This is a genomic window from Geodermatophilus dictyosporus (genome assembly GCF_900115505.1).
Taxonomy (GTDB): domain Bacteria; phylum Actinomycetota; class Actinomycetes; order Mycobacteriales; family Geodermatophilaceae; genus Geodermatophilus; species Geodermatophilus dictyosporus.
In genome coordinates this window covers 41531-59494 of sequence record NZ_FOWQ01000001.1, presented here as the reverse complement: position 1 = coordinate 59494, position 17964 = coordinate 41531, and the positions used below count along the sequence as shown (strand labels likewise).

Here is a 17964-nt window from a genome sequence, read left to right as displayed (position 1 = left end):
TCGTGCCGAGGGCGGGCCGCCCGCGCGACCCCGGCCCGGGTCAGCCCCGGTAGGCCGACCCCCCGCGCAGGCGGGCGCCGACGGCCACGTGCAGCGGCGCGAGGACGACACCGTCGCGGGCCAGCCGCGCCCGCAGCGCCCGCCGGTGGCGCAGCAGGCCCACCAGCCCGACCGCCCAGAACACGTACTGGACGGCGAACGCGGCCCGGAAGGCGCCGAGGTCGTAGGCGGTGGAGGCCCCGGGCGTGAGGAGGTCGAGCACCGCGCCGATGGCCAGGACGGTCAGCAGCGAGGCGACGAAGCCACCGACGTTGACCACGCCGCTGGCGCTGCCCTGCCGCTCGGCCGGGTTCCAGGTGCGGGCGAAGTCGAAGCCGATCATCGAGCCCGGGCCGTTGGTGCCCAGCACCAGCACCAGCACGACGAGCAGCCACACCGGCGCCCGCCCGGGCCACAGCAGCACGACGGTCCACACGGTCACCGTGGCGGCGAGGATGCCCAGCACCAGCACCGAGCGGCGCAGCGGCCAGCGCCCGCACAGCCGGCCGAGCAGCGGGCCCACGCCCATGCCGACGACCACCAGCAGGGTCAGCAGGCCCGCCGCCGTCCCCGGCGCCAGGCCCTGGCCGACCACCAGGAAGGGGTAGCCCCACAGCAGCGCGAACACGGTGCCGGAGAACTGGGTGACCAGGTGGGTGTAGAGGCCGATGCGGGTGCCCGGCTCGCGCCAGGTGAGCGCCAGGCTGCGGCGGACCTCGGCCAGCCCGGCGGGGCGGGTGGTCCGCGTGCCCGGCGGCGCGTCGCGCAGCGCGACGAGCACCAGGACGGCGGCGAGCACGCCCACCGCCGCGGCGCCGAGGAAGGTGCTGCGCCAGCCCGCGCCGTGCAGCAGCGCGACCAGCGGGTAGGCGGCCGCGATCTGCCCGACCTGGCCCAGGATGCCGGTGAGCTGGGTGACGAGCGGGACGGTGGGCCCGGGGAACCAGAAGCCGATCACCCGCAGCACGCTGATGAAGGTCATCGCGTCGCCGGCGCCGACGAGGACCCGCGCGGCCACGGCGGTGGGCACGTCGGTGGCCAGCGCGAGCACCAGCTGCCCGGCGGCCATGGTCAGCGCGCCCACGAGGACCAGCCGGCGGGAGCCGAACCGGTCCAGCGCCACACCGACCGGCACCTGCAGCCCGGCGTACACGGCCAGCTGCAGCACCAGGAACAGCGAGACCGCCGACGCCCCGGCCGAGAAGCGCTCCTGCGCCTCGACGCCCGTCACGCCGAGCGAGGCGCGCTGGAACACGGCGACGGCGTAGGCGGCCAGCGCGGTGAGCCAGACGGCGTAGGCGCGCGCGGAGGCGCGGACGGGCGTCGTGGGGGTCACCCAGGTAGCGACAGCTCCGGCCCGGCGGTTTGTTCCCGGACCGCCGGTGAGCCCGCTCACCGGGCCGCCGGGATCGGGTGTCCCGGGGCGGTGCGCACCCCGCCTGCGCCTACGATCGTCCAGGTGAGCGCCCTGGTCGTGCCCGAGGACGTGACCGAGGAGGACGCCGCCCGGCGGGTGCGCATCCTCCTCGCGCTGGCCTCGTGCATGGCGCGCAAGGGCTACCGCGCCACGACGATCTCCGACATCGCCCGCGCCGGCCGGGTGTCCAAGACCGTCGTCTACACGCACTTCCGGGACAAGGAGCACTGCCTCCTGGAGCTCTACACCCGCGCCTCGGAGAAGATGCTGGCCGCCGTCCGCGCCGCGCAGGAGGACGCCGCGGCCGCGGGCCTGCCCTGGCGCGACCGGCTGCGCACGGCGGTGCGGGCCTACGTGGAGCTGCTGGCCGCCAACCCCGAGGTGGCCTGGGCCTCCCTCGTCGAGGTGCAGGCCGCCGGCCGCCCGGCCCTCACCCTGCGGCGCCGGGTGATCGACCGCTACGTCGAGCTGCTCTGCGGGGTGGCCGCGGAGCTGGCCGGGCGGCACCCCGACGAGGTGCGCCCGGTGGACCGGGCCCTGGTGCTCGCCGCCGTGGGCGGGCTCAACGAGCTGATGCTCGCCCGCGTCGAGCGCGGCGAGGTCACCTCCCTGGCCGACGACACCGACGTCGCCACCGAGGTGCTCGTCCAGCTGGTCGCCCGCCGCTCCTGAGCCGGCGGGTCAGCCGGCCCGCCGGGCCGGCCGCAGCGCCAGCACCGCCAGCGCCCCCGCGGCGCTCAGCCCGGCCGCGGCCAGCGCCGCGGCGTCCCAGCCGTCGAGCAGCGCGCCGGCCGCGCTCGCGCCGGCCGGTGCCGCGGCGGTGACCAGCAGCACCACCAGGGTGGCCCCGACCGCGGCGCCCAGGTAGCGGGCGGTGTTGTTGGCCCCGCCGCCCATGGCCGCGCGCTCGGCGGGCACGTGCGCGACCGCCTCCCGGCCCAGCGCCGCGTTGGCCGCGCCGTAGCCGACGCCCAGGACGACCAGGCCGGGCAGCACCGCGGTGCCCCGGTCGCCGACGTCGAGGACGGCGAGCGCGGCCAGCCCGGCCGCCGACACCGCCAGGCCGGCGGCCAGCAGCAGCCGCCCGTCGACGGCGGGCACCCACCGCAGCCCCCAGGAGGTGGCGGTGGCGACCGCCGACCAGACGACCACCGGCACCGTCGTGGCCAGCAGGCTCTCCCCCAGCCCGCGCTGCAGCACGGTGGCCAGGTAGGACATCAGCCCGACCGTGGCCGCGCCGGTCACCAGCGCCCCGACGTTGGCCGCGACGAAGCCGCGGACGCGGAAGAGCGCGAGGTCGACCATCGGCGCCCGGACCCGCGCCTCGGCCAGCACGAACCCGGCGGCGAGCAGCACGCCGGCGGCCAGCAGCGCCACCGCGGTCGCCGTCCCCGCGCCGGTGCGGGGCGCCACCAGGCCCACCAGCAGGCAGCACACCGCGGACACCAGCAGCACCGGGCCGGCGACGTCCACCCGCGGCCGGCGCGGGCGCGGCGACTCCGGCAGCAGCAGCCGCGCGGCCAGCGCCAGGACGAGGGTGAGGGCGGCGGTGACCGCGTGGGTGGCCCGCCAGCCGGTGTCGCCGTCGAGGACCACCGCGGCGAGCCCGCCGACGCCGGTGCCCGCGCCGAGGCTGGCGCCCCACACGGCCGCCGCGCGCGCCCGCGGCGGGCCGAGCGGGAACACCTGCGCCAGCAGGCCGAGCGAGCAGGCCAGCACCGCCGCGCCGCCGACGCCCTGTACCAGCCGGCCGGCGACGAAGACGCCGGTGGACCCGGCGGCGGCGGTCAGCGCCGCGCCCGCGGCCAGCAGCACCAGCCCGGCGGTGAACACGCGGCGGCGGCCGACGTCGTCGGCACCGGCGCCGGCCACCAGCAGCGCGGCGGCCAGCCCGACGCTCATCGCCGACAGCAGCCAGGCCTGCCCGCCGGGCCCGGCGCCGAGGTCGCGGGCGGTGGCGACGGCGGTGGCGAGCGGGGTGACGAAGGCCGCGAGCACCACCAGCGTGCTGGCGGCGACGACGGCGAGCGTGCGGCGCTGCACGGCGCGCGGCGCGGCCGCCGTCGACGTGGGTGCTGCCGGGGTGCTCGGGGCGGTCCGGGTCACCGGCGCCTCCTGCCGGTCGAGTCGGTTCGACTCTCGAACTGACGGTGCGGCGACCGTAGCAGGACCCGGCGCGCCGATCCACCTCCGCCGGGCGTGGAGGGGTCGGCGCATGGCGGGGACGGGTCGCGGGCAGGAGGACCGGCGAGAGGGCACCGACCGGGTGCCGAGCGACCAGGGAGGAGCAGCGCCGATGGCGTCCGTCATCCACTTCACCATCGCCACGACCGCGGAGGAGAGCCCCGACTTCCGCCGCGTCCTGTGGACCGGGAAGAACACCCAGCTGGTGATCATGACCATCCCGCCGGGTGGGGAGATCGGCGAGGAGGTCCACGAGGACATCGACCAGATCCTCACCTTCGTCAGCGGCGTCGGTGAGGCGAAGGTCGGCGGGGCCACCAGGAAGGTGGCGCAGGGCGACCTCGTCGTCGTCCCGGCCGGGACGAAGCACAACTTCCTCAACACCGGCCAGCTGCCGCTGGTGCTCTACACCGTCTACGGCCCCCCGGAGCACGCCGACGGCGCGGTGCACCGCACCAAGGAGGAGGCCGACGAGGCGGAGGAGTCCGGGAAGGACGAGCCGCCCACCGAGAGCTGAGTCACTCCCCCGGTGCCGCCTCCCCCGCGGGCGGCACCGGGGACACTGGCCGGGTGAGCACCGCCGACACCCGGAGCCCCCAGGACACCGCCCAGGACACCGCCGAGGACACCGCCGAGGTCACCGCCGCACTCCGCCGGGCCGGCATCGGGGACGTCGACGACTCCGGCCTGGCCCGGGCGCTCTACTCCTCCGACGGCTCGCTGTACCGGGTGCTGCCGCGCGCCGTCGTCCGGCCGCGGCACGCCGACGAGGTGGTCGCCGCGCTCGAGGTGTGCCGCGACCTCGGCGTCCCGCTGACCATGCGCGGGGCGGGCACCTCCATCGCCGGCAACGCGGTGGGCACCGGCGTCGTCGTCGACACCAGCCGGTACCTGCACCGGGTGCACGCGATCGACACCGAGGCGCGCACCGCCGTCGTCGACCCCGGCGTCGTGCAGGCCGCGCTGCAGACCGCCGCCCGCCCGCACGGCCTGCGCTTCGGCCCCGACCCGAGCACCAGCAACCGCTGCACCGTCGGCGGGATGATCGGCAACAACGCCTGCGGCTCCCGGGCGCTGGGCTACGGCCGGACGTCGGACAACGTGGCCGGCCTCGACGTCGTCACCGGCACCGGGCAGCGGCTGCGGCTGGCCTCCGGGTCGGCACCGGGCGGCCTCGACGAGCTGCAGGCGCTGGTCGCGCGCGAGCTCGCGACCATCCGCACGGAGCTCGGCCGCTTCGGCCGCCAGGTGTCGGGCTACTCGCTGGAGCACCTGCTGCCCGAGCACGGCTTCGACGTGGCCCGCGCACTGGTGGGCACCGAGGGCACGCTGGCGGTCGTCCTCGGCGCCACCGTGACGCTGGTCGCCGACGCGCCGGCCCGCGGGCTGGTCGTGCTCGGGTACCCCTCGATGGCCGACGCCGCCGACGCGACGCCGGGGCTGCTGCGGCACGGGCCGACCGCCGTCGAGGGCCTCGACGAGCGGATCGTGCAGCGGCTGCGCGACGTGCCGGCCGCCGTCGTCCCCGACCTGCCGCGCGGCGCGGGCTGGCTGATCGTGGAGCTGACCGGCGACAGCGTCGCCGAGGTGGAGGCCAAGGCCGCCGGGGTGCTGGCCGACGCCGGCGCGGTGGACACGATGGTCGTCACCGACGTGGCACAGGCGGCGGCGATCTGGCGGATCCGGGAGGACGGCGCGGGGCTGGCCGCGCGCACCTCCGACGGGCGGCCCGCACACGCCGGCTGGGAGGACGCCGCGGTGCCGGTGACCTCGCTGGGCGGCTACCTGCGGGAGTTCGAGGCGCTGCTGGCGCAGCACGGGCTGCAGGGCGTCCCCTACGGGCACTTCGGCGACGGCTGCGTGCACGTGCGCATCGACTTCCCCTTCGGCCGCGAGCCCGACCGCGGGCGCGCGGCCTACCGGGCGTTCGTGCAGGACGCCGCCCGGCTGGTGGCCCGCTACGGCGGGTCGGTGTCGGGCGAGCACGGCGACGGCCGGGCCCGCAGCGAGCTGCTCGGCACCATGTACTCCCCCGCCGCGCTCGACCTGTTCGCCCGGGTCAAGGCGCTGTTCGACCCCGACGACGTGCTCAACCCCGGCGTGCTGGTGCGCCCCGCCCGGCTCGACGACGACATCCGGGTGGCCGCCGCGCCCCGGCACCGGCAGGGCCTCGCGCTGGCCTACCCGCACGACGGCGGCGACCTGTCCAACGCGGTGCACCGCTGCACCGGCGTCGGCAAGTGCCGGGCCGACCCCTCGGGCGTGGCGGTGATGTGCCCGTCGTTCCCGGCCACCCGCGAGGAGAAGGACTCCACCCGCGGCCGGGCGCGGGTCCTGCAGGAGATGCTGGCGCCCGGCGGCCCGGTGCGGGACTGGCGCTCACCGGAGGTCCACGCCGCGCTGGACCTCTGCCTGTCGTGCAAGGGCTGTTCGCGCGACTGCCCCACCGGCGTGGACATGGCCTCCTACAAGGCCGAGGTGCTGCACCAGAGCTACCGGGGGCGGCTGCGCCCGCGCTCGCACTACCTGCTCGGCCGGCTGCCGATGTGGGCCGACCTCGCCGCCCGGGCGCCCCGGCTGGTCAACGCGGTGACCCGCTCGCGTCTCGGCGGCCGGCTGGCCCGCTGGAGCGCCGGGGTCGACCAGCGGCGCGACCTGCCGGCCTTCGCGCGGCGCACCTTCCGCCAGGAGTTCACCCCCCGGCCGGGCGATGGCACCCCGGTCGCGCTGTGGGTGGACTCCTTCACCGACCACTTCGCGCCGGAGGTGGCGCACGCGGCGGTGCGGGTGCTGGAGGCGGCCGGCTACGCGGTGCAGGTGCCCGGCGACGACACCTGCTGCGGGCTGACCTGGATCACCACCGGCCAGCTCGACACGGCCAGGCGGGTGCTCGGCGACACGGTGCGGCGGCTCGCGCCGCTGGTCGACGCCGGGGTGCCGGTCGTGGGCCTGGAGCCCTCGTGCACCGCGGCGCTGCGCGGGGACGCCGTCGACCTGGTCGACGGGGCGGGTGGGGAGGGCCTGGCGGCGCGGGTCGCCGCGGGCACCCGGACGCTGGCCGAGCTGCTCACCGCGACGGAGGGGTGGACGCCGCCGTCGCTGGCCGGCGTCGAGGTGGTCGCCCAGCCGCACTGCCACCACCACGCGGTGATGGGCTGGGCGGCCGACGAGCGGCTGCTCACGAGCACCGGCGCCACGGTCACCCGGCTGGGCGGCTGCTGCGGGCTCGCCGGCAACTGGGGCGTCGAGCGCGGGCACCACGACGTGTCGGTGGCGATCGCCGAGCAGCAGCTGCTGCCGGCCGTCCGCGGGGCCGGGCCGGACGCCGTCGTCCTGGCCGACGGCTTCTCCTGCCGCACCCAGCTCGACCACCTCGCCGACCGCCCCGGCCGGCACCTGGCAGAGCTGCTCGCCGACGCGCTGGACCGGGAATGAGCCGCACACCCGCGCGTTGCCGCCGGGCATGACCACTCTCGGCATCATCGGCGCCGGCCACATCGGCACGGCGCTCGCACAGGCAGCCACCGACGCCGGCTACGACGTCGTGCTCTCGAACTCCCGCGGCCCGGAGACGCTCACCGACCTGGTCGAGGCGATCGGGGCCCGCCCCTCGCGGACGGGCTCCGTGCGTGCCGCGACCGCCGCCGAGGCAGGGGCCGCCGGCGACCTGGTGGTGGTGACCGTGCCGCTCAAGGCGGTCGACGACGTCCCGGTCGAGCCGCTGGCCGGCAAGGTCGTCATCGACACGAACAACTACTACCCGGAGCGTGACGGGCACGTGCCCGCGCTCGACGACGAGTCGACGACCACCGCCGAGCTGCTGCAGGAGCACCTGCCGACCTCGCGCGTCGTCAAGGCGTTCAACCACGTCTACGCCGCCGACATCACCGCCCGCCGGACCCCGCCGGGCACGCCGAACCGGCGGGCGCTGGCGATCGCCGGCGACGACGCCTCGGCCAAGGAGACCGTGGCGTCGTTCATCGACGAGCTCGGCTTCGACGTCGTCGACCTGGGGCCGCTGGCCGAGGGCTGGCGCATCCAGCGCGACACCCCCGGCTACGGCCCCGACCTCGATGCCGGCCGCCTCACCGAGGCCCTCGCCGCGGCGAAGCGCTACCGCGACGTGTGACGCCGGCGGCCGCCGGGCCGGCTCAGGCCGCCCGGCGGGCCCGGCGGGCGCGGGCGGCGGCGAGCACCGTCGGAGCGAGGGCCGCCGCGATGCGGGCGTAGCCGGCCGAGGACGGGTGGAACCGGTCGCCCGAGAACAGCGCGGGGTCGTCGGTGAAGGCCCGGCCGACCTCGGCGGACACCGCGGCGACCGTGGCGCCGTGCGCCTCGGCGACGGCGGCCTGCTGCCGCTGCAGCAGCGCGCAGGCGGCCTGCACCGCGGGCCGGAACGCCGGCGGGACGAACGGCACGCTGGACATGTCCGGCGCCGGCACGACGACGACGTCGGTGCCCGCGGCACGCAGGTCCGCCACCGCGGCGCCGAGCGCGAGGGCGGCCCGGTCGGCCGGCAGGAAGCGGGCGAGGTCGTTGGCGCCGACGACGACGACGGCGAGGTCGGCGCCCAGCGGCCCGGCCCGGCGCACCTGGGCGGCGAGGTCGCGGGACACCGCGCCGGGGACGGCGAGGACGGTGAGCTCGACGTCGAGGCCCTCACTGCGCAGCACCTGCGCCAGCCGCGGGCCGAGGCCGTCCTCGACCCGTGCGGCACCGGTGCCGTAGGCGATGGAGTCCCCGAGGAGGACGAGGCGGAACGGTGCGGTCACGGTCGGTGCAACGCCGCGGGGGGCGCCGATGTGCCCTCCGCCGACGTGCCGCAGCCCACGCACGGCGGGGCCGCCCGCTCCCGGAGCGGGAACGGGCGGCCCCCGTCGTGGTGCGGGCGGCTGCTACGCCTTCGGGCCGCCGGCGGCGTAGACGACCTGGCCCGACACGAAGCCGGCGCCCTCGCTGACGAAGAACGACACCAGGTGGGCGATGTCCTCGGGCTGGCCCACGCGCTGCACCGGGATCTCCTTGGCGGCGTAGGCGATGAAGTCCTCGAACGCGACACCCATCCGGTCGGCGGTCGCCTTGGTCATCTCGGTCTGGATGAAGCCCGGGGCGATCGCGTTGGCGGTCACGCCGAACTTGCCCAGCTCGATGGCGAGGGTCTTGGTGAACCCCTGCAGGCCGGCCTTGGCCGTCGAGTAGTTGGCCTGGCCGCGGTTGCCCAGCGCCGAGGTGGAGGACAGGTTGACCACCCGGCCCCACGTAGCCTCGACCATGTACTTCTGGACGGCGCGGGCCATGAGGAACGCGCCGCGCAGGTGCACGTTCATGACCAGGTCCCAGTCGACCTCGGTCATCTTGAACAGCATGTTGTCGCGGATGACGCCGGCGTTGTTGACCAGCACGACCGGCGCGCCCAGCTCGGCGGCGATCCGCTCGACGGCGGCCTGCACCTGCTCGGCGTCGCTGACGTCGGCGCCAACGCCGAGCGCGCGACCACCAGCACCCTCGATGGCCTGCACGGTCTCCTTGGTGGCGGCCTCCTCGAGGTCGAGCACGGCCACGGCGAAGCCGTCGGCGGCCAGCCGCTGTGCGGTCGCGGCCCCGATGCCCCGGGCGGCGCCGGTCACGATCGCGACGCGGGGGGTTCCCTCGCTCATTGCGGTTCCTCTCATGCTGGTGGCGGCGTCGTCGCCGGCCTCTCCGGACACAGGGCCGACGGGATGGCCCCGCCGTGCGCCCGCGCGCTGCGCCCGACACGTTACGGGTGAGTAGGTTCCGCACCGCCCTGGGCCCGGCGGCGCGTCGCGCGCCGCGGGCTCAGGGCCAGATGGAGGCGACGATGATCGCGGCGACCGACAGCTGCGCCGCGGCGCTGACCAGGCTGGCCGGGTGGAACCCGACCTCGGTGACCATGGCGCCGAGCTTGCCGGGGGTGAGCAGGTCGAGCAGGACGAAGGCGCCCGCCTGCAGCAGCACGCCGAGCACGCCGAAGACGACGGTGTAGAGCAGTGCCTGCCCGAAGCCGGCGGTGGCGTTGGTCCAGATCGTGGTGAAGGTGATCGCGCCCTGGGCGAGGAAGCCCGCGGCCAGCACGACCGCCGCGCTCACCGACCGGTCCTCGTAGATGCGCCGGCCCAGGTGGCCGGGCGTGAGCAGGTCGAGGGCGAGGTAGCCCAGCGCCAGCAGCACGAGGCCGACGGCGGTGTAGGCGACGGCGTAGCCGATGCTGGCCAGCACGAGGGAGACCTCCAGGTGGGCGGGGACGGGCCTGCAAGGTCTACCGCACCGGTCCCGGCGGTGGCACGCGGCGGTCCGCCGGCGGGCTCCCGGGACGGACGACGTCGACCCGGTCGAAGCCCTCGTCCTCCGACGGTGGGCGCAACCGCGCCCGCGCGGCCAGGACGCCGACCAGCGGCACCCGGGCCCGTCCCTCGCGGGCGTCGTTGCGGGCCAGGCAGTCCTCGACCGGCGTGTCCACCCACACCGCCCGCACCGGCACGCCGGCGGCGCGGGCCGCGGCCACCAGGGGCGCCCGCTCCTCCGGTGACGGGGAGGTGTTGTCGACGACGACGCTGCGCCCGGCGGCGAGCAGCTCGGCGACCACCCGCTGCTGCCGTGCCTCGCGCCGGCGCGCCCGCGGCCAGTGGTCCTTGCTGACGACCGCGTGGGTGGCGGCCAGGTGCCGCGCCACCCACGTCGACTTGCCCGCCCCCTGCAGCCCGACCATCACGACCAGTTCCGGTGTCACGGCGGGCCGGCTCGCTGTCGGCCCCGTCCCGAGCGAGGGGTGGGGGCGGGCAGGTTCTCTCAGGCGGTGCGCCGCAGCGGGGTCACCGGCTCGTCGTCCTCGAGCAGCGGCCGGGCGGCCGGGTGCTCGACCAGGGCGAGCACCCGCCCGGACATGAACCGCGCGGTGCGCACGGGCGTGCCACCGCGGGTGGTCTCGGTGACCTCCACGACGCCGCGGCCGTGGGTCACGTCCACCCGGCGCCCGGCGCGGGTGGCCTCGATCTCGTAGGTGCGGGTGTCGCCACCGGCGTCGATGACGACCTCGACACGGTCACCCTTCACGGGTCCTCCTCGAAGGTCTCGCCGGACACGTCGTCCGACACCGGGGACAACGTCCCGCAGACCCCTGACATTCCGTGAACGCGCAGGTCAGTCGCCGGATCCGCGCCGTCCGGGCCAGTGCGGGTGCAGTGCCCGCACCGAGGCCAGCGCCGCCCTGCGGTCGTGCGCGCGCTTGCGGGCGCGGCTGGTCCGCGGGGGCCGCGGCTCCTCCCGCAGCAGCGCGTCGAGCCAGTGGCCGCGCGGGTCGACGTCGACCAGCAGCGCCTTGACCAGCAGGGTCAGCGGTATGGCCAGCAGCGCGCCCAGCGCCCCGAGCACCCAGCCCCAGAACAGCAGCGCGAGGAAGGTGACCGTCATCGACAGGCCCACCGAGTCGCCGACGAAGCGGGGCTGGATGAGCGTCTGGACGACGAAGTTGAGCAGCGCGTAGACGACGATGACGACCCAGAACTCGGTCCATCCCGCGTCGAGGAGGGCGAGCAGCGCCGGCGGGATGACGCCGAGGACGAACCCGATGTTCGGCACGTAGTTGGTGATGAACGACAGCAGCCCCCACAGCAGGGGCATGGGCACGCCGAGGATCTCCAGGGCGATGGTGTCACCGACGGCCACGATCGCGCCGAACACCGTGCTCACCAGCAGGTAGCTGCGGGTGCCGCGCGCGAACAGGCCCAGGGCGATCGGCAGGTGGGGGCGCTCCTCGGCGACCAGCGCCAGCCGCCGGCCGAAGCCGCCGGACTCGATGGCGAGGAACACCATGGCCGAGAGCAGCAGCACCAGCGTGGTGGCGGTGTCGGTGACCCGCGCGAACAGCCCGGTGGCCAGGCCCACGAGCTGCCCGTAGTCGAAGCGGTCGACCAGCTCGGCGATCTGCCCCGAGGACATGCCGGCCTCGCCCAGCCGCCGGACGGCGTCGTCGAGCAGGAGCTGGAACTGCGGCGCGTAGTCGGGCAGCAGCAGCGCGAACTGCGCGATCGCCACGACCAGCATCGACCCGAGGGCGAGCAGCACCCCCCACACCAGCACCAGGAGCACCGTCGCGGCGACCCACCGGGGCGCGCCGTGCCGCAGCAGCCAGCGCTGCACCGGCGTCAGCGCGACGACGACCACCAGCGCCAGCAGCACCGGTGCCAGCAGCCAGGCGATCTCCCGGACACCGGCGACGGCGATGGTCGCCGCGGCGCCGCCCACCAGCAGGACCAGCCAGCGGGGCAGGACCGACGCGCCCGGCAGCTCGGGGGGGCCCCCGGCCGTCAGCGCGTCGGCCCCGAGCGCGTCGGCCCCGGGAGCGTCGGCGCCCAGCACGTCGGCCCCCGGTGTCGTGGTGGGCTGCAGGCCCGTGCCGACGACGGTCTGCAGGTCGGTGACGTCCGGCGGCGTCACCCGGGTCGCCCCGGACTCGACGCGGTCGCCGCCGGGGGGCGGCAGGTGCTGCTGCGCGGCCATGGTCTGTGTGCGTCCCCCTCCGCCGCCGCCGTGGGTCCCCAGGGTGACACGCCGGGACGCCGTCCGGGGGGAGGCCTCAGCGGGCGGGCCGCTCCAGCAGCGCCGACATCTCCGGCAGCTCGAAGAAGGCCGCCGTCTCGCGGGCGCTGGGCCCGCCGGCGTCGGGGTCGGCACCGGCGTCGAGCAGCGTGCGGACGAGGGGCTCCGAGCGGCGGAACACCGCTGCGGCCAGCGCCGTCTGCCCGCGGTCGTTGGCCCGGCCGTGGTCGGCGCCGCGGGCCAGCAGCGCGGCCACCGTCCCGGGGTGGGCGTGGTAGGCGGCGAGGATCAGCAGGGTGTCGCCCCTGTCGTTGGTGAGCTCCAGCGGGACGCCGGCGTCGAGGTAGGCCACCAGCTCCTCGGTGCGGCCGGAGCGGGCCAGGTCGAACACGCGGGCCGCCAGCTCGATGACACCGGGGTCGACCGGCTCGCTCACGACGCGGCACCCCCGGCCCGGTCCACCAGCGCGAGCAGCCGCCGCCACGCGTCCTGGCAGGCGTCGGACCACTCGGGGGCCGCGCGGTCGAAGAAGGAGTGCGGCGCCCCGTCGTAGACGGCGGTCTCGACGTCGGCGCCGGCCGCGCGCATCCGCTCGGCCAGCGCGAGCTGCTCCTCCACCGGGGTGGCCGCGTCGGCGCCGGCCACCAGGAGCAGCGTCGGGCGGGCGGCGCGGTCGGCGGCGTCACCGACCATGACCGGCCGGCCGTAGAAGCCCGCGCACGCGGCCACGTCGAGGTCCCCGCCCGACTGCCGCCAGGAGTGGCTGCCGCCGAGGCAGAAGCCGACGGTGACCACCGGCAGGTCCGGCCGGGTGCGACCGCGCAGCTCCGTGACGGCCGCGGCGAGGTCGGCGTCGACGCCCTCGGGCGTGGTCTGCGGGACGTGCGACTGCCAGTCGAAGCCGGCGTCGCGGGTGCCGCCGTCGGCCGGGCCCGCGGTGCGGCCGAACCAGTCGATCGCCAGGGCCGGGACGCCGGCCTCGGCGAACCGCTCGGCCAGCGCCACGTAGTAGGGGTGCAGGCCGCGGACGTCGGGGAGGACGACGACGCCGGCGGTCGCGGCGGCGGGGTCGACCGGCCCGGCGAACGCGGCCGAGAACCGCGTGCCGTCGGCCGCCGTCAGGACGGTCGACTCGGTCGCGCCGACCGCTGCGCCGGTGCGGGGCGGCGCGGGCGGGCGGCTGCTGGGGTCGTGGCACACGGCGACGTTGCTACCAGCCGCCGGCCCCGGCTGCTCAGTGGCCCCCGGTGCGCTCCGCCGCCGCCGGCCGACCGCCGAAGGTCGCCGCGGCGACGTCGCGGCGGGCGTCGGTGAGCCACTCGTACTGCCGGTGCGCCTGGTCGATGAGCCGGTCGAGCTCCGCCCTGTCGATGCGGTCGTCGACCTCGGCGACGATCCGCAGCGTCTCGAAGCCGCTGCGCTTGCCGCGCACGGCCGAGGCGAGGAACTCGAACTCGACGAGGTCCGACAGCGGGGACCGCGACAGCAGCCGACCGTTGAGCTTGGCCCGGGTGACCTTCTCGGCCACCCACACACCGAGCTGCTTGTACTGGCGCACCGGCACGCCCAGCGCCCCGGCGACCGCCAGCAGGGAGGCCTTCTCGTCGCGCAGCTCGGTGAGCAGCTGCTGCAGCGGGGGCTCCCAGCGGGAGCCGGCGTGCACCCGGAGCATGCGGCAGACCAGCTCGATGCCGCCCGTGGCCGCCGCCAGGTGGTCGTTGAGGTAGATGCCGAGGAGCTCGGCGTTGCGCTGCGGGTGCGCGGGTGCGCTCATGACGGACCTCCGGGAGACGGCGTCGTCCCATTCTCCGGGGTGCGGTGATCACCGCGCGCGCCGGCCGACCCGGGGGTCCCCCCGCCCGTGCGGGCGAGCAGCCGGACGGCGGTGGGCCGCAGCTCCTGCTCAAGGTCCCACAGCCCCGCCGTCAGCCGCTGCGCGACCGCCTGCCGGGAGACGCCCAGCGCGGCGGCCGCGGCGGCGCGGGTGTGGCCGGCCGCGACCAGGTCCACGGCGGCCCACGCCGCGGGGGTGCGCCGGGCGAGCAGCCTCGCCAGTGCCGTGAGCACCGCCTGCGCGTCGGCGGCCGCGGCGGGATCGGGCCCGCGGACGGCGAGCCGGGCCGGCCGGCGCGCGGCGGCGGCCAGGGCCCGCCGGGCGGCGAGCAGCACCCCGGCGTCGCCGGCCGGCTCCGGGGCCGCGCCGACACCGATCCGCCAGCCGCCCTGCCGCACCAGCGCGAGGACGGCGTCGACGGCGCGGGCGGCGTCGCCGAGCAGCGCCGTCCACCCCTCCCCCGCCGGGACGGCCGGCAGCCCGGCGGGCGGCGGCTGCGGTGGTCCGCCCGGCGCCCGGGGGACGGCGGCGAGGGCGAGCACGTGCGCAGCATCGTCCCGGGGCGCCGGGCGGGCAAGCTCCTGACCTTGCCCGGCGCGTCAGCCGGCGGCGAGCTCGGGCGGGAAGCCGCCGGTGGCCACCGGCCCCCAGCGCTCGATCGTGACCCGCAGCAGCGACTTGCCCTGCCGGGCCATGGCGGCGCGGTACTCGTCCCAGTCGGGGTGCTCGCCGCTGATCGAGCGGAAGTACTCGACGAGCGGCTCGAGGGCCTCGGGCAGGTCGAGCACCTCGGCGCGGCCGTCGAGCTGCACCCAGGGGCCGTCGAAGTCGTCGGAGAGCACGCACAGCGAGACGGCCGGCTCGCGGCGGGCGTTGCGCACCTTGGCGCGCTGCGGGTAGGTGGAGACCACGACGCGCCCCTCGGCGTCCACGCCGAAGGTCACCGGCGACAGCTGCGGCCCGCCCTCGCGGCGGCGGGTGAGCAGCACGGCACGGTGCCGCGGGCGGAGGAACTCCAGCAGGGCGTCGCGGTCGACACGGTCGGCGGTGGCGGTCCTGGGCACGGCCCCGACGCTAGCGGCGCTCCCCGGGCGGGGCAGCGGAGCCGGCGCGCCGGGGCCGTGCGGTGGGTCAGGCGCCGGTCTTGGTGACGCCGAACATCAGCACCCGGCGGTCGATGTCGTAGTGCACCGTCCCGGTGTTGGCCAGCAGGTCCTGCAGGTTGTCCGCGTCGTCGGGGTCGAGGGTGAGGATCTCCTCCCACGCACCCTGGTCGAGCACGAGCTGCAGGGTGTAGGTGCCGGGCTTGCCGGGTTCGCCGGCGATCCAGCTGAACTGGTAGTGCGACAGCTGCCGCACCTTCACGCTGTTGTCGGTGACCGGCTGCGGGACCTCGGACATGGCGCTCCTCGGGGACGGGCCGGGGCGGGGTCCCCGGCTCGGGGGTACTACCCGCTCGCGCCGTCCTCGACCTCCACGGCCGCGGAGAACGGGCCCGTCCGGTGCGCCCTGTCGATCTGTGGTGCGATCGAGCCCATGAGGTTCCGCCCGCCCGGACGACGGGACGACGTCCCCGCCACGCGGGCCGGCAGCTCCCCCGCCGAGGGCGGTGTCGGCACCGGCCGGGCCGGTGCCGCGCACGAGCAGCCGACCCCCGCCCTCACCGGCGAGGGCGGCACCGGCGACCCGCGGCCGGGCGACCACGAGGCCACCGTGGCACCGGCGCCCACCTGGCAGCGCGGCGAGCGCGCCCGGGCCGGGATCCGCGCGCTGGCGATCGGCTCGGCACAGCTGCTGCTGATCGCCGCCGCGCTGGTGGTGGTCGGCTGGGTGCTCGGCAGGCTGTGGGTGATCCTGCTGCCGATCATCCTCGGGCTGCTCTTCGCCACGGTGCTCTGGCCGCCCACCCGCTTCCTGCGCCGCCACGGCTGGCCGCCGGCACTGGCCGCCGCGGTCGTGCTGCTGGCCTTCCTCGCACTCATCGGCGGACTGGTCGCGGTGATCGCGCCGCAGGTGGCCGACCAGGTCACCGAGCTCGCTGACCAGGCCGCCGACGGCCTCGAGCAGGTCCAGCAGTGGCTGCAGGGCCCACCGTTCAACATCGACGAGGAGCAGATCGGCCAGTACGTCGACCAGGCCATCGACTCGGTGCAGGCCAACGCCTCCAACATCGCGGGCTACGCCGCCACCGGCGCCTCCGCCGTCGGCAACGGCCTGATCAACCTGGTGCTCGCGCTGGTGCTGGCGTTCTTCTTCATCAAGGACGGGCCGCGCTGGGTGCCCTGGCTGGCCGCCCAGGCCGGGCCGAAGGCCGCGCCGCACGTCGCCGCGCTGTCGCAGAAGACGTGGTCCACGCTGTCGGAGTTCATCAAGCAGCAGGCCCTCGTCGGCTTCGTCGACGCCTTCTTCATCGGCCTGGGGCTGTGGATCCTCGACGTGCCGCTGGTCATCCCGCTGGCGGTGCTGACCTTCTTCGGCGCGTTCATCCCGATCATCGGCGCCTTCGTCGCGGGTGCGTTCGCGGTGCTGATCGCGCTGGTCGACGAGGGCTTCACCGTCGCGCTCATCGTCTTCGGCATCGTCCTGCTCGTGCAGCAGATCGAGGGCAACGTGCTGCAGCCGATCATCCAGGGCCGCGGCTTCAACCTGCACGCGGCGGTGGTCATCCTCGCCGTCACCGCCGGCAGCAGCCTGGCCGGCATCATCGGCGCGTTCCTCGGCGTGCCGGTCGCCGCGCTGATCGCCGTCGTCTACCGGTACACGCGCGACGCCCTCGACGGCCGGCACCCCGAGGTGGCCGGCGACGGCACGCACGCCCGGGTCGCGGGCGACGACGACGGCGCGGTGCTCACCCGGGGACCGGCGTCGCAGGCCCCCCCGGCCGGCTGACCCGGGAATGCCGGGGTCCCCGCCGCCGCTGAGAGGAGGAGACGCCGGACACGGCGCCGCCGACCAGCAGGAGGTGCCCCCGTGGCGCAGCGACCGGAGGAGCTCGTCGAGCTGCTCCCCGAGGCCGAGCCGTTCCTCGCCGCCGAGGCGGCCGTGACCGAGCCGGGGCAGCGGCGCGGCCTGGTGCTGGTGCACGCGCTCTCCGGCGACTTCGACACCGCCTCCTCCTCCGCCCTGGCCGCCGCGCACCTGCTCGCCACGCTGCCGCACCGCACCGTCGCCCGCTTCGACGCCGACGCGCTGGTCGACTACCGCGCCCGCCGGCCGCGGATGACCTTCTCCGGCGACCGCTACGAGTCCTTCGACGCGCCCGAGATCGTGCTGTCGGCCCTCGAGGACGACGCCGGCGAGCCCTTCCTCCTGCTCACGGGCCCGGAGCCGGACTACCGGTGGGAGGCCTTCACCGCGGCGGTCGCCCACCTGGTCGAGCGGCTCGGCGTCACCTCGGCCGTGGCGCTGCAGGCGATCCCCATGCCCGTGCCGCACACCCGGCCGGTCACCGTCACGGCGCACGCCACCCGCCGCCAGCTCATCGACGGCTACCCCGTCTACTGGAGCGAGATGCGCGTCCCCGGCAGCGCCGCCGCCCTGCTGGAGCTGCGGCTGGGCGAGGCCGGCGTCGACGCGCTCGGCGTGGCCGCGCACGTGCCGCACTACCTCGCCCAGGCCACCTGGCCGGCCGGGTCCCTGGGGCTGCTGGAGCACCTGGGCCGGCTCACCGGCCTGCTGCTGCCCACCGAGACGCTGCGCGAGGCCGCCCAGGCCAACCGCACCGAGATCGACGAGCAGATCGCCCGCTCCTCGGACAACACCGCGGTGGTGGCCGCCCTCGAGCAGCAGTACGACCAGTTCACCGCCGCCCGCGAGGGCTCGGGCCTGCTCAGCGACGCCGGCGAGGTGCCCAGCGGCGACGAGCTCGGCGCGGAGTTCGAGCGCTTCCTGGCCGAGCAGGACCGCCGCCGCGGCGAGTAGGAGGCCTCCCCGC

At 76.6% G+C, this 17964-nt stretch carries 20 protein-coding genes; 6 read left to right on the top strand and 14 right to left on the bottom strand.

What is annotated here, in order from left to right; all coding sequences use genetic code 11:
* Positions 1-40: 40 nt before the first annotated feature.
* A complete protein-coding gene (locus BMZ33_RS00300; RefSeq protein WP_091106661.1) occupies positions 41-1375 on the bottom strand; it encodes an MFS transporter in 1335 nt (444 codons plus the stop codon).
* A gap of 123 nt (positions 1376-1498) precedes the next feature.
* On the opposite strand from BMZ33_RS00300, the gene BMZ33_RS00295 reads away from it, so the two are divergent.
* Positions 1499-2128, top strand: a complete 630-nt coding sequence (locus BMZ33_RS00295; RefSeq protein WP_091106659.1) for a TetR/AcrR family transcriptional regulator — start codon at positions 1499-1501, stop codon at positions 2126-2128.
* 9 nt (positions 2129-2137) lie between these two features.
* On the opposite strand, the gene BMZ33_RS00290 is transcribed toward BMZ33_RS00295, so the two are convergent.
* Positions 2138-3562: an MFS transporter gene (locus tag BMZ33_RS00290; RefSeq protein WP_169063676.1), complete on the bottom strand. Its 1425-nt coding sequence runs from the start codon at positions 3560-3562 to the stop codon at positions 2138-2140.
* Between the two features lie 190 nt (positions 3563-3752).
* Here BMZ33_RS00290 and BMZ33_RS00285 point away from each other — a divergent pair, with 190 nt between their 5' ends.
* From BMZ33_RS00285 to BMZ33_RS00275, 3 genes are read left to right on the top strand one after another with little or no spacing between them, the layout of a single operon-like run.
* Positions 3753-4157 carry a cupin domain-containing protein gene (locus tag BMZ33_RS00285; protein ID WP_091107757.1) on the top strand — a complete coding sequence of 135 codons (405 nt, stop codon included), beginning with the start codon at positions 3753-3755 and terminating at the stop codon, positions 4155-4157.
* A 53-nt stretch (positions 4158-4210) separates the two neighbouring features.
* Positions 4211-7075, top strand: coding sequence for an FAD-binding and (Fe-S)-binding domain-containing protein (locus BMZ33_RS00280; protein WP_091106655.1), 2865 nt, complete (start codon positions 4211-4213; stop codon positions 7073-7075).
* Between the two features lie 28 nt (positions 7076-7103).
* On the top strand, positions 7104-7769 hold the full coding sequence (locus BMZ33_RS00275) for an NADPH-dependent F420 reductase (RefSeq protein ID WP_091106652.1): 666 nt from the start codon (positions 7104-7106) through the stop codon (positions 7767-7769).
* Between the two features lie 22 nt (positions 7770-7791).
* Here BMZ33_RS00275 and BMZ33_RS00270 read toward each other — a convergent pair whose 3' ends face one another.
* From BMZ33_RS00270 to BMZ33_RS00215, 12 genes are all read right to left on the bottom strand, one after another.
* Positions 7792-8412 carry a GDSL-type esterase/lipase family protein gene (locus BMZ33_RS00270; protein ID WP_091107755.1) on the bottom strand — a complete coding sequence of 207 codons (621 nt, stop codon included), beginning with the start codon at positions 8410-8412 and terminating at the stop codon, positions 7792-7794.
* Between the two features lie 123 nt (positions 8413-8535).
* The gene (gene fabG / locus BMZ33_RS00265) at positions 8536-9297 is read right to left on the bottom strand and encodes a 3-oxoacyl-ACP reductase FabG (protein WP_091106650.1); all 762 of its coding nucleotides are present in this window, start codon (positions 9295-9297) and stop codon (positions 8536-8538) included.
* Between the two features lie 160 nt (positions 9298-9457).
* Complete coding sequence (locus tag BMZ33_RS00260) at positions 9458-9877, bottom strand: DUF350 domain-containing protein (RefSeq protein WP_091106648.1); 420 nt, start codon at positions 9875-9877, stop codon at positions 9458-9460.
* 40 nt (positions 9878-9917) lie between these two features.
* Complete coding sequence (locus tag BMZ33_RS00255) at positions 9918-10388, bottom strand: ATP-binding protein (RefSeq protein WP_169063675.1); 471 nt, start codon at positions 10386-10388, stop codon at positions 9918-9920.
* Positions 10389-10447: 59 nt separating this feature from the next.
* Positions 10448-10711 (bottom strand): hypothetical protein, encoded by a 264-nt coding sequence (locus BMZ33_RS00250; protein WP_091106646.1) that lies wholly within the window; start codon positions 10709-10711, stop codon positions 10448-10450.
* An 87-nt stretch (positions 10712-10798) separates the two neighbouring features.
* Positions 10799-12157 (bottom strand): AI-2E family transporter, encoded by a 1359-nt coding sequence (locus tag BMZ33_RS00245; RefSeq protein ID WP_091106643.1) that lies wholly within the window; start codon positions 12155-12157, stop codon positions 10799-10801.
* Positions 12158-12233: 76 nt separating this feature from the next.
* On the bottom strand, positions 12234-12632 hold the full coding sequence (locus BMZ33_RS00240) for an ankyrin repeat domain-containing protein (RefSeq protein WP_091106641.1): 399 nt from the start codon (positions 12630-12632) through the stop codon (positions 12234-12236).
* Positions 12629-13396 (bottom strand): dienelactone hydrolase family protein, encoded by a 768-nt coding sequence (locus tag BMZ33_RS00235; RefSeq protein ID WP_091106639.1) that lies wholly within the window; start codon positions 13394-13396, stop codon positions 12629-12631. The genes BMZ33_RS00240 and BMZ33_RS00235 overlap by 4 nt, the downstream gene beginning before the upstream one ends.
* A gap of 34 nt (positions 13397-13430) precedes the next feature.
* The gene (locus BMZ33_RS00230) at positions 13431-13970 is read right to left on the bottom strand and encodes a hypothetical protein (protein ID WP_091106637.1); all 540 of its coding nucleotides are present in this window, start codon (positions 13968-13970) and stop codon (positions 13431-13433) included.
* Positions 13967-14572 carry a hypothetical protein gene (locus BMZ33_RS00225; RefSeq protein ID WP_091106635.1) on the bottom strand — a complete coding sequence of 202 codons (606 nt, stop codon included), beginning with the start codon at positions 14570-14572 and terminating at the stop codon, positions 13967-13969. The genes BMZ33_RS00230 and BMZ33_RS00225 overlap by 4 nt, the downstream gene beginning before the upstream one ends.
* A gap of 57 nt (positions 14573-14629) precedes the next feature.
* The gene (locus BMZ33_RS00220; RefSeq protein ID WP_091106633.1) at positions 14630-15094 is read right to left on the bottom strand and encodes a PPOX class F420-dependent oxidoreductase; all 465 of its coding nucleotides are present in this window, start codon (positions 15092-15094) and stop codon (positions 14630-14632) included.
* Positions 15095-15161: 67 nt separating this feature from the next.
* Positions 15162-15431 (bottom strand): hypothetical protein, encoded by a 270-nt coding sequence (locus BMZ33_RS00215; protein ID WP_091106630.1) that lies wholly within the window; start codon positions 15429-15431, stop codon positions 15162-15164.
* Between the two features lie 135 nt (positions 15432-15566).
* On the opposite strand from BMZ33_RS00215, the gene BMZ33_RS00210 reads away from it, so the two are divergent.
* Together BMZ33_RS00210 and BMZ33_RS00205 are read left to right on the top strand one after the other, a co-directional pair.
* Entirely contained in the window at positions 15567-16919 is a 1353-nt protein-coding gene (locus BMZ33_RS00210; RefSeq protein WP_091106628.1) for an AI-2E family transporter, read from the top strand.
* 81 nt (positions 16920-17000) lie between these two features.
* Positions 17001-17951, top strand: coding sequence for a proteasome assembly chaperone family protein (locus tag BMZ33_RS00205; protein WP_091106626.1), 951 nt, complete (start codon positions 17001-17003; stop codon positions 17949-17951).
* The last annotated feature ends 13 nt before the right edge of the window (positions 17952-17964 follow it).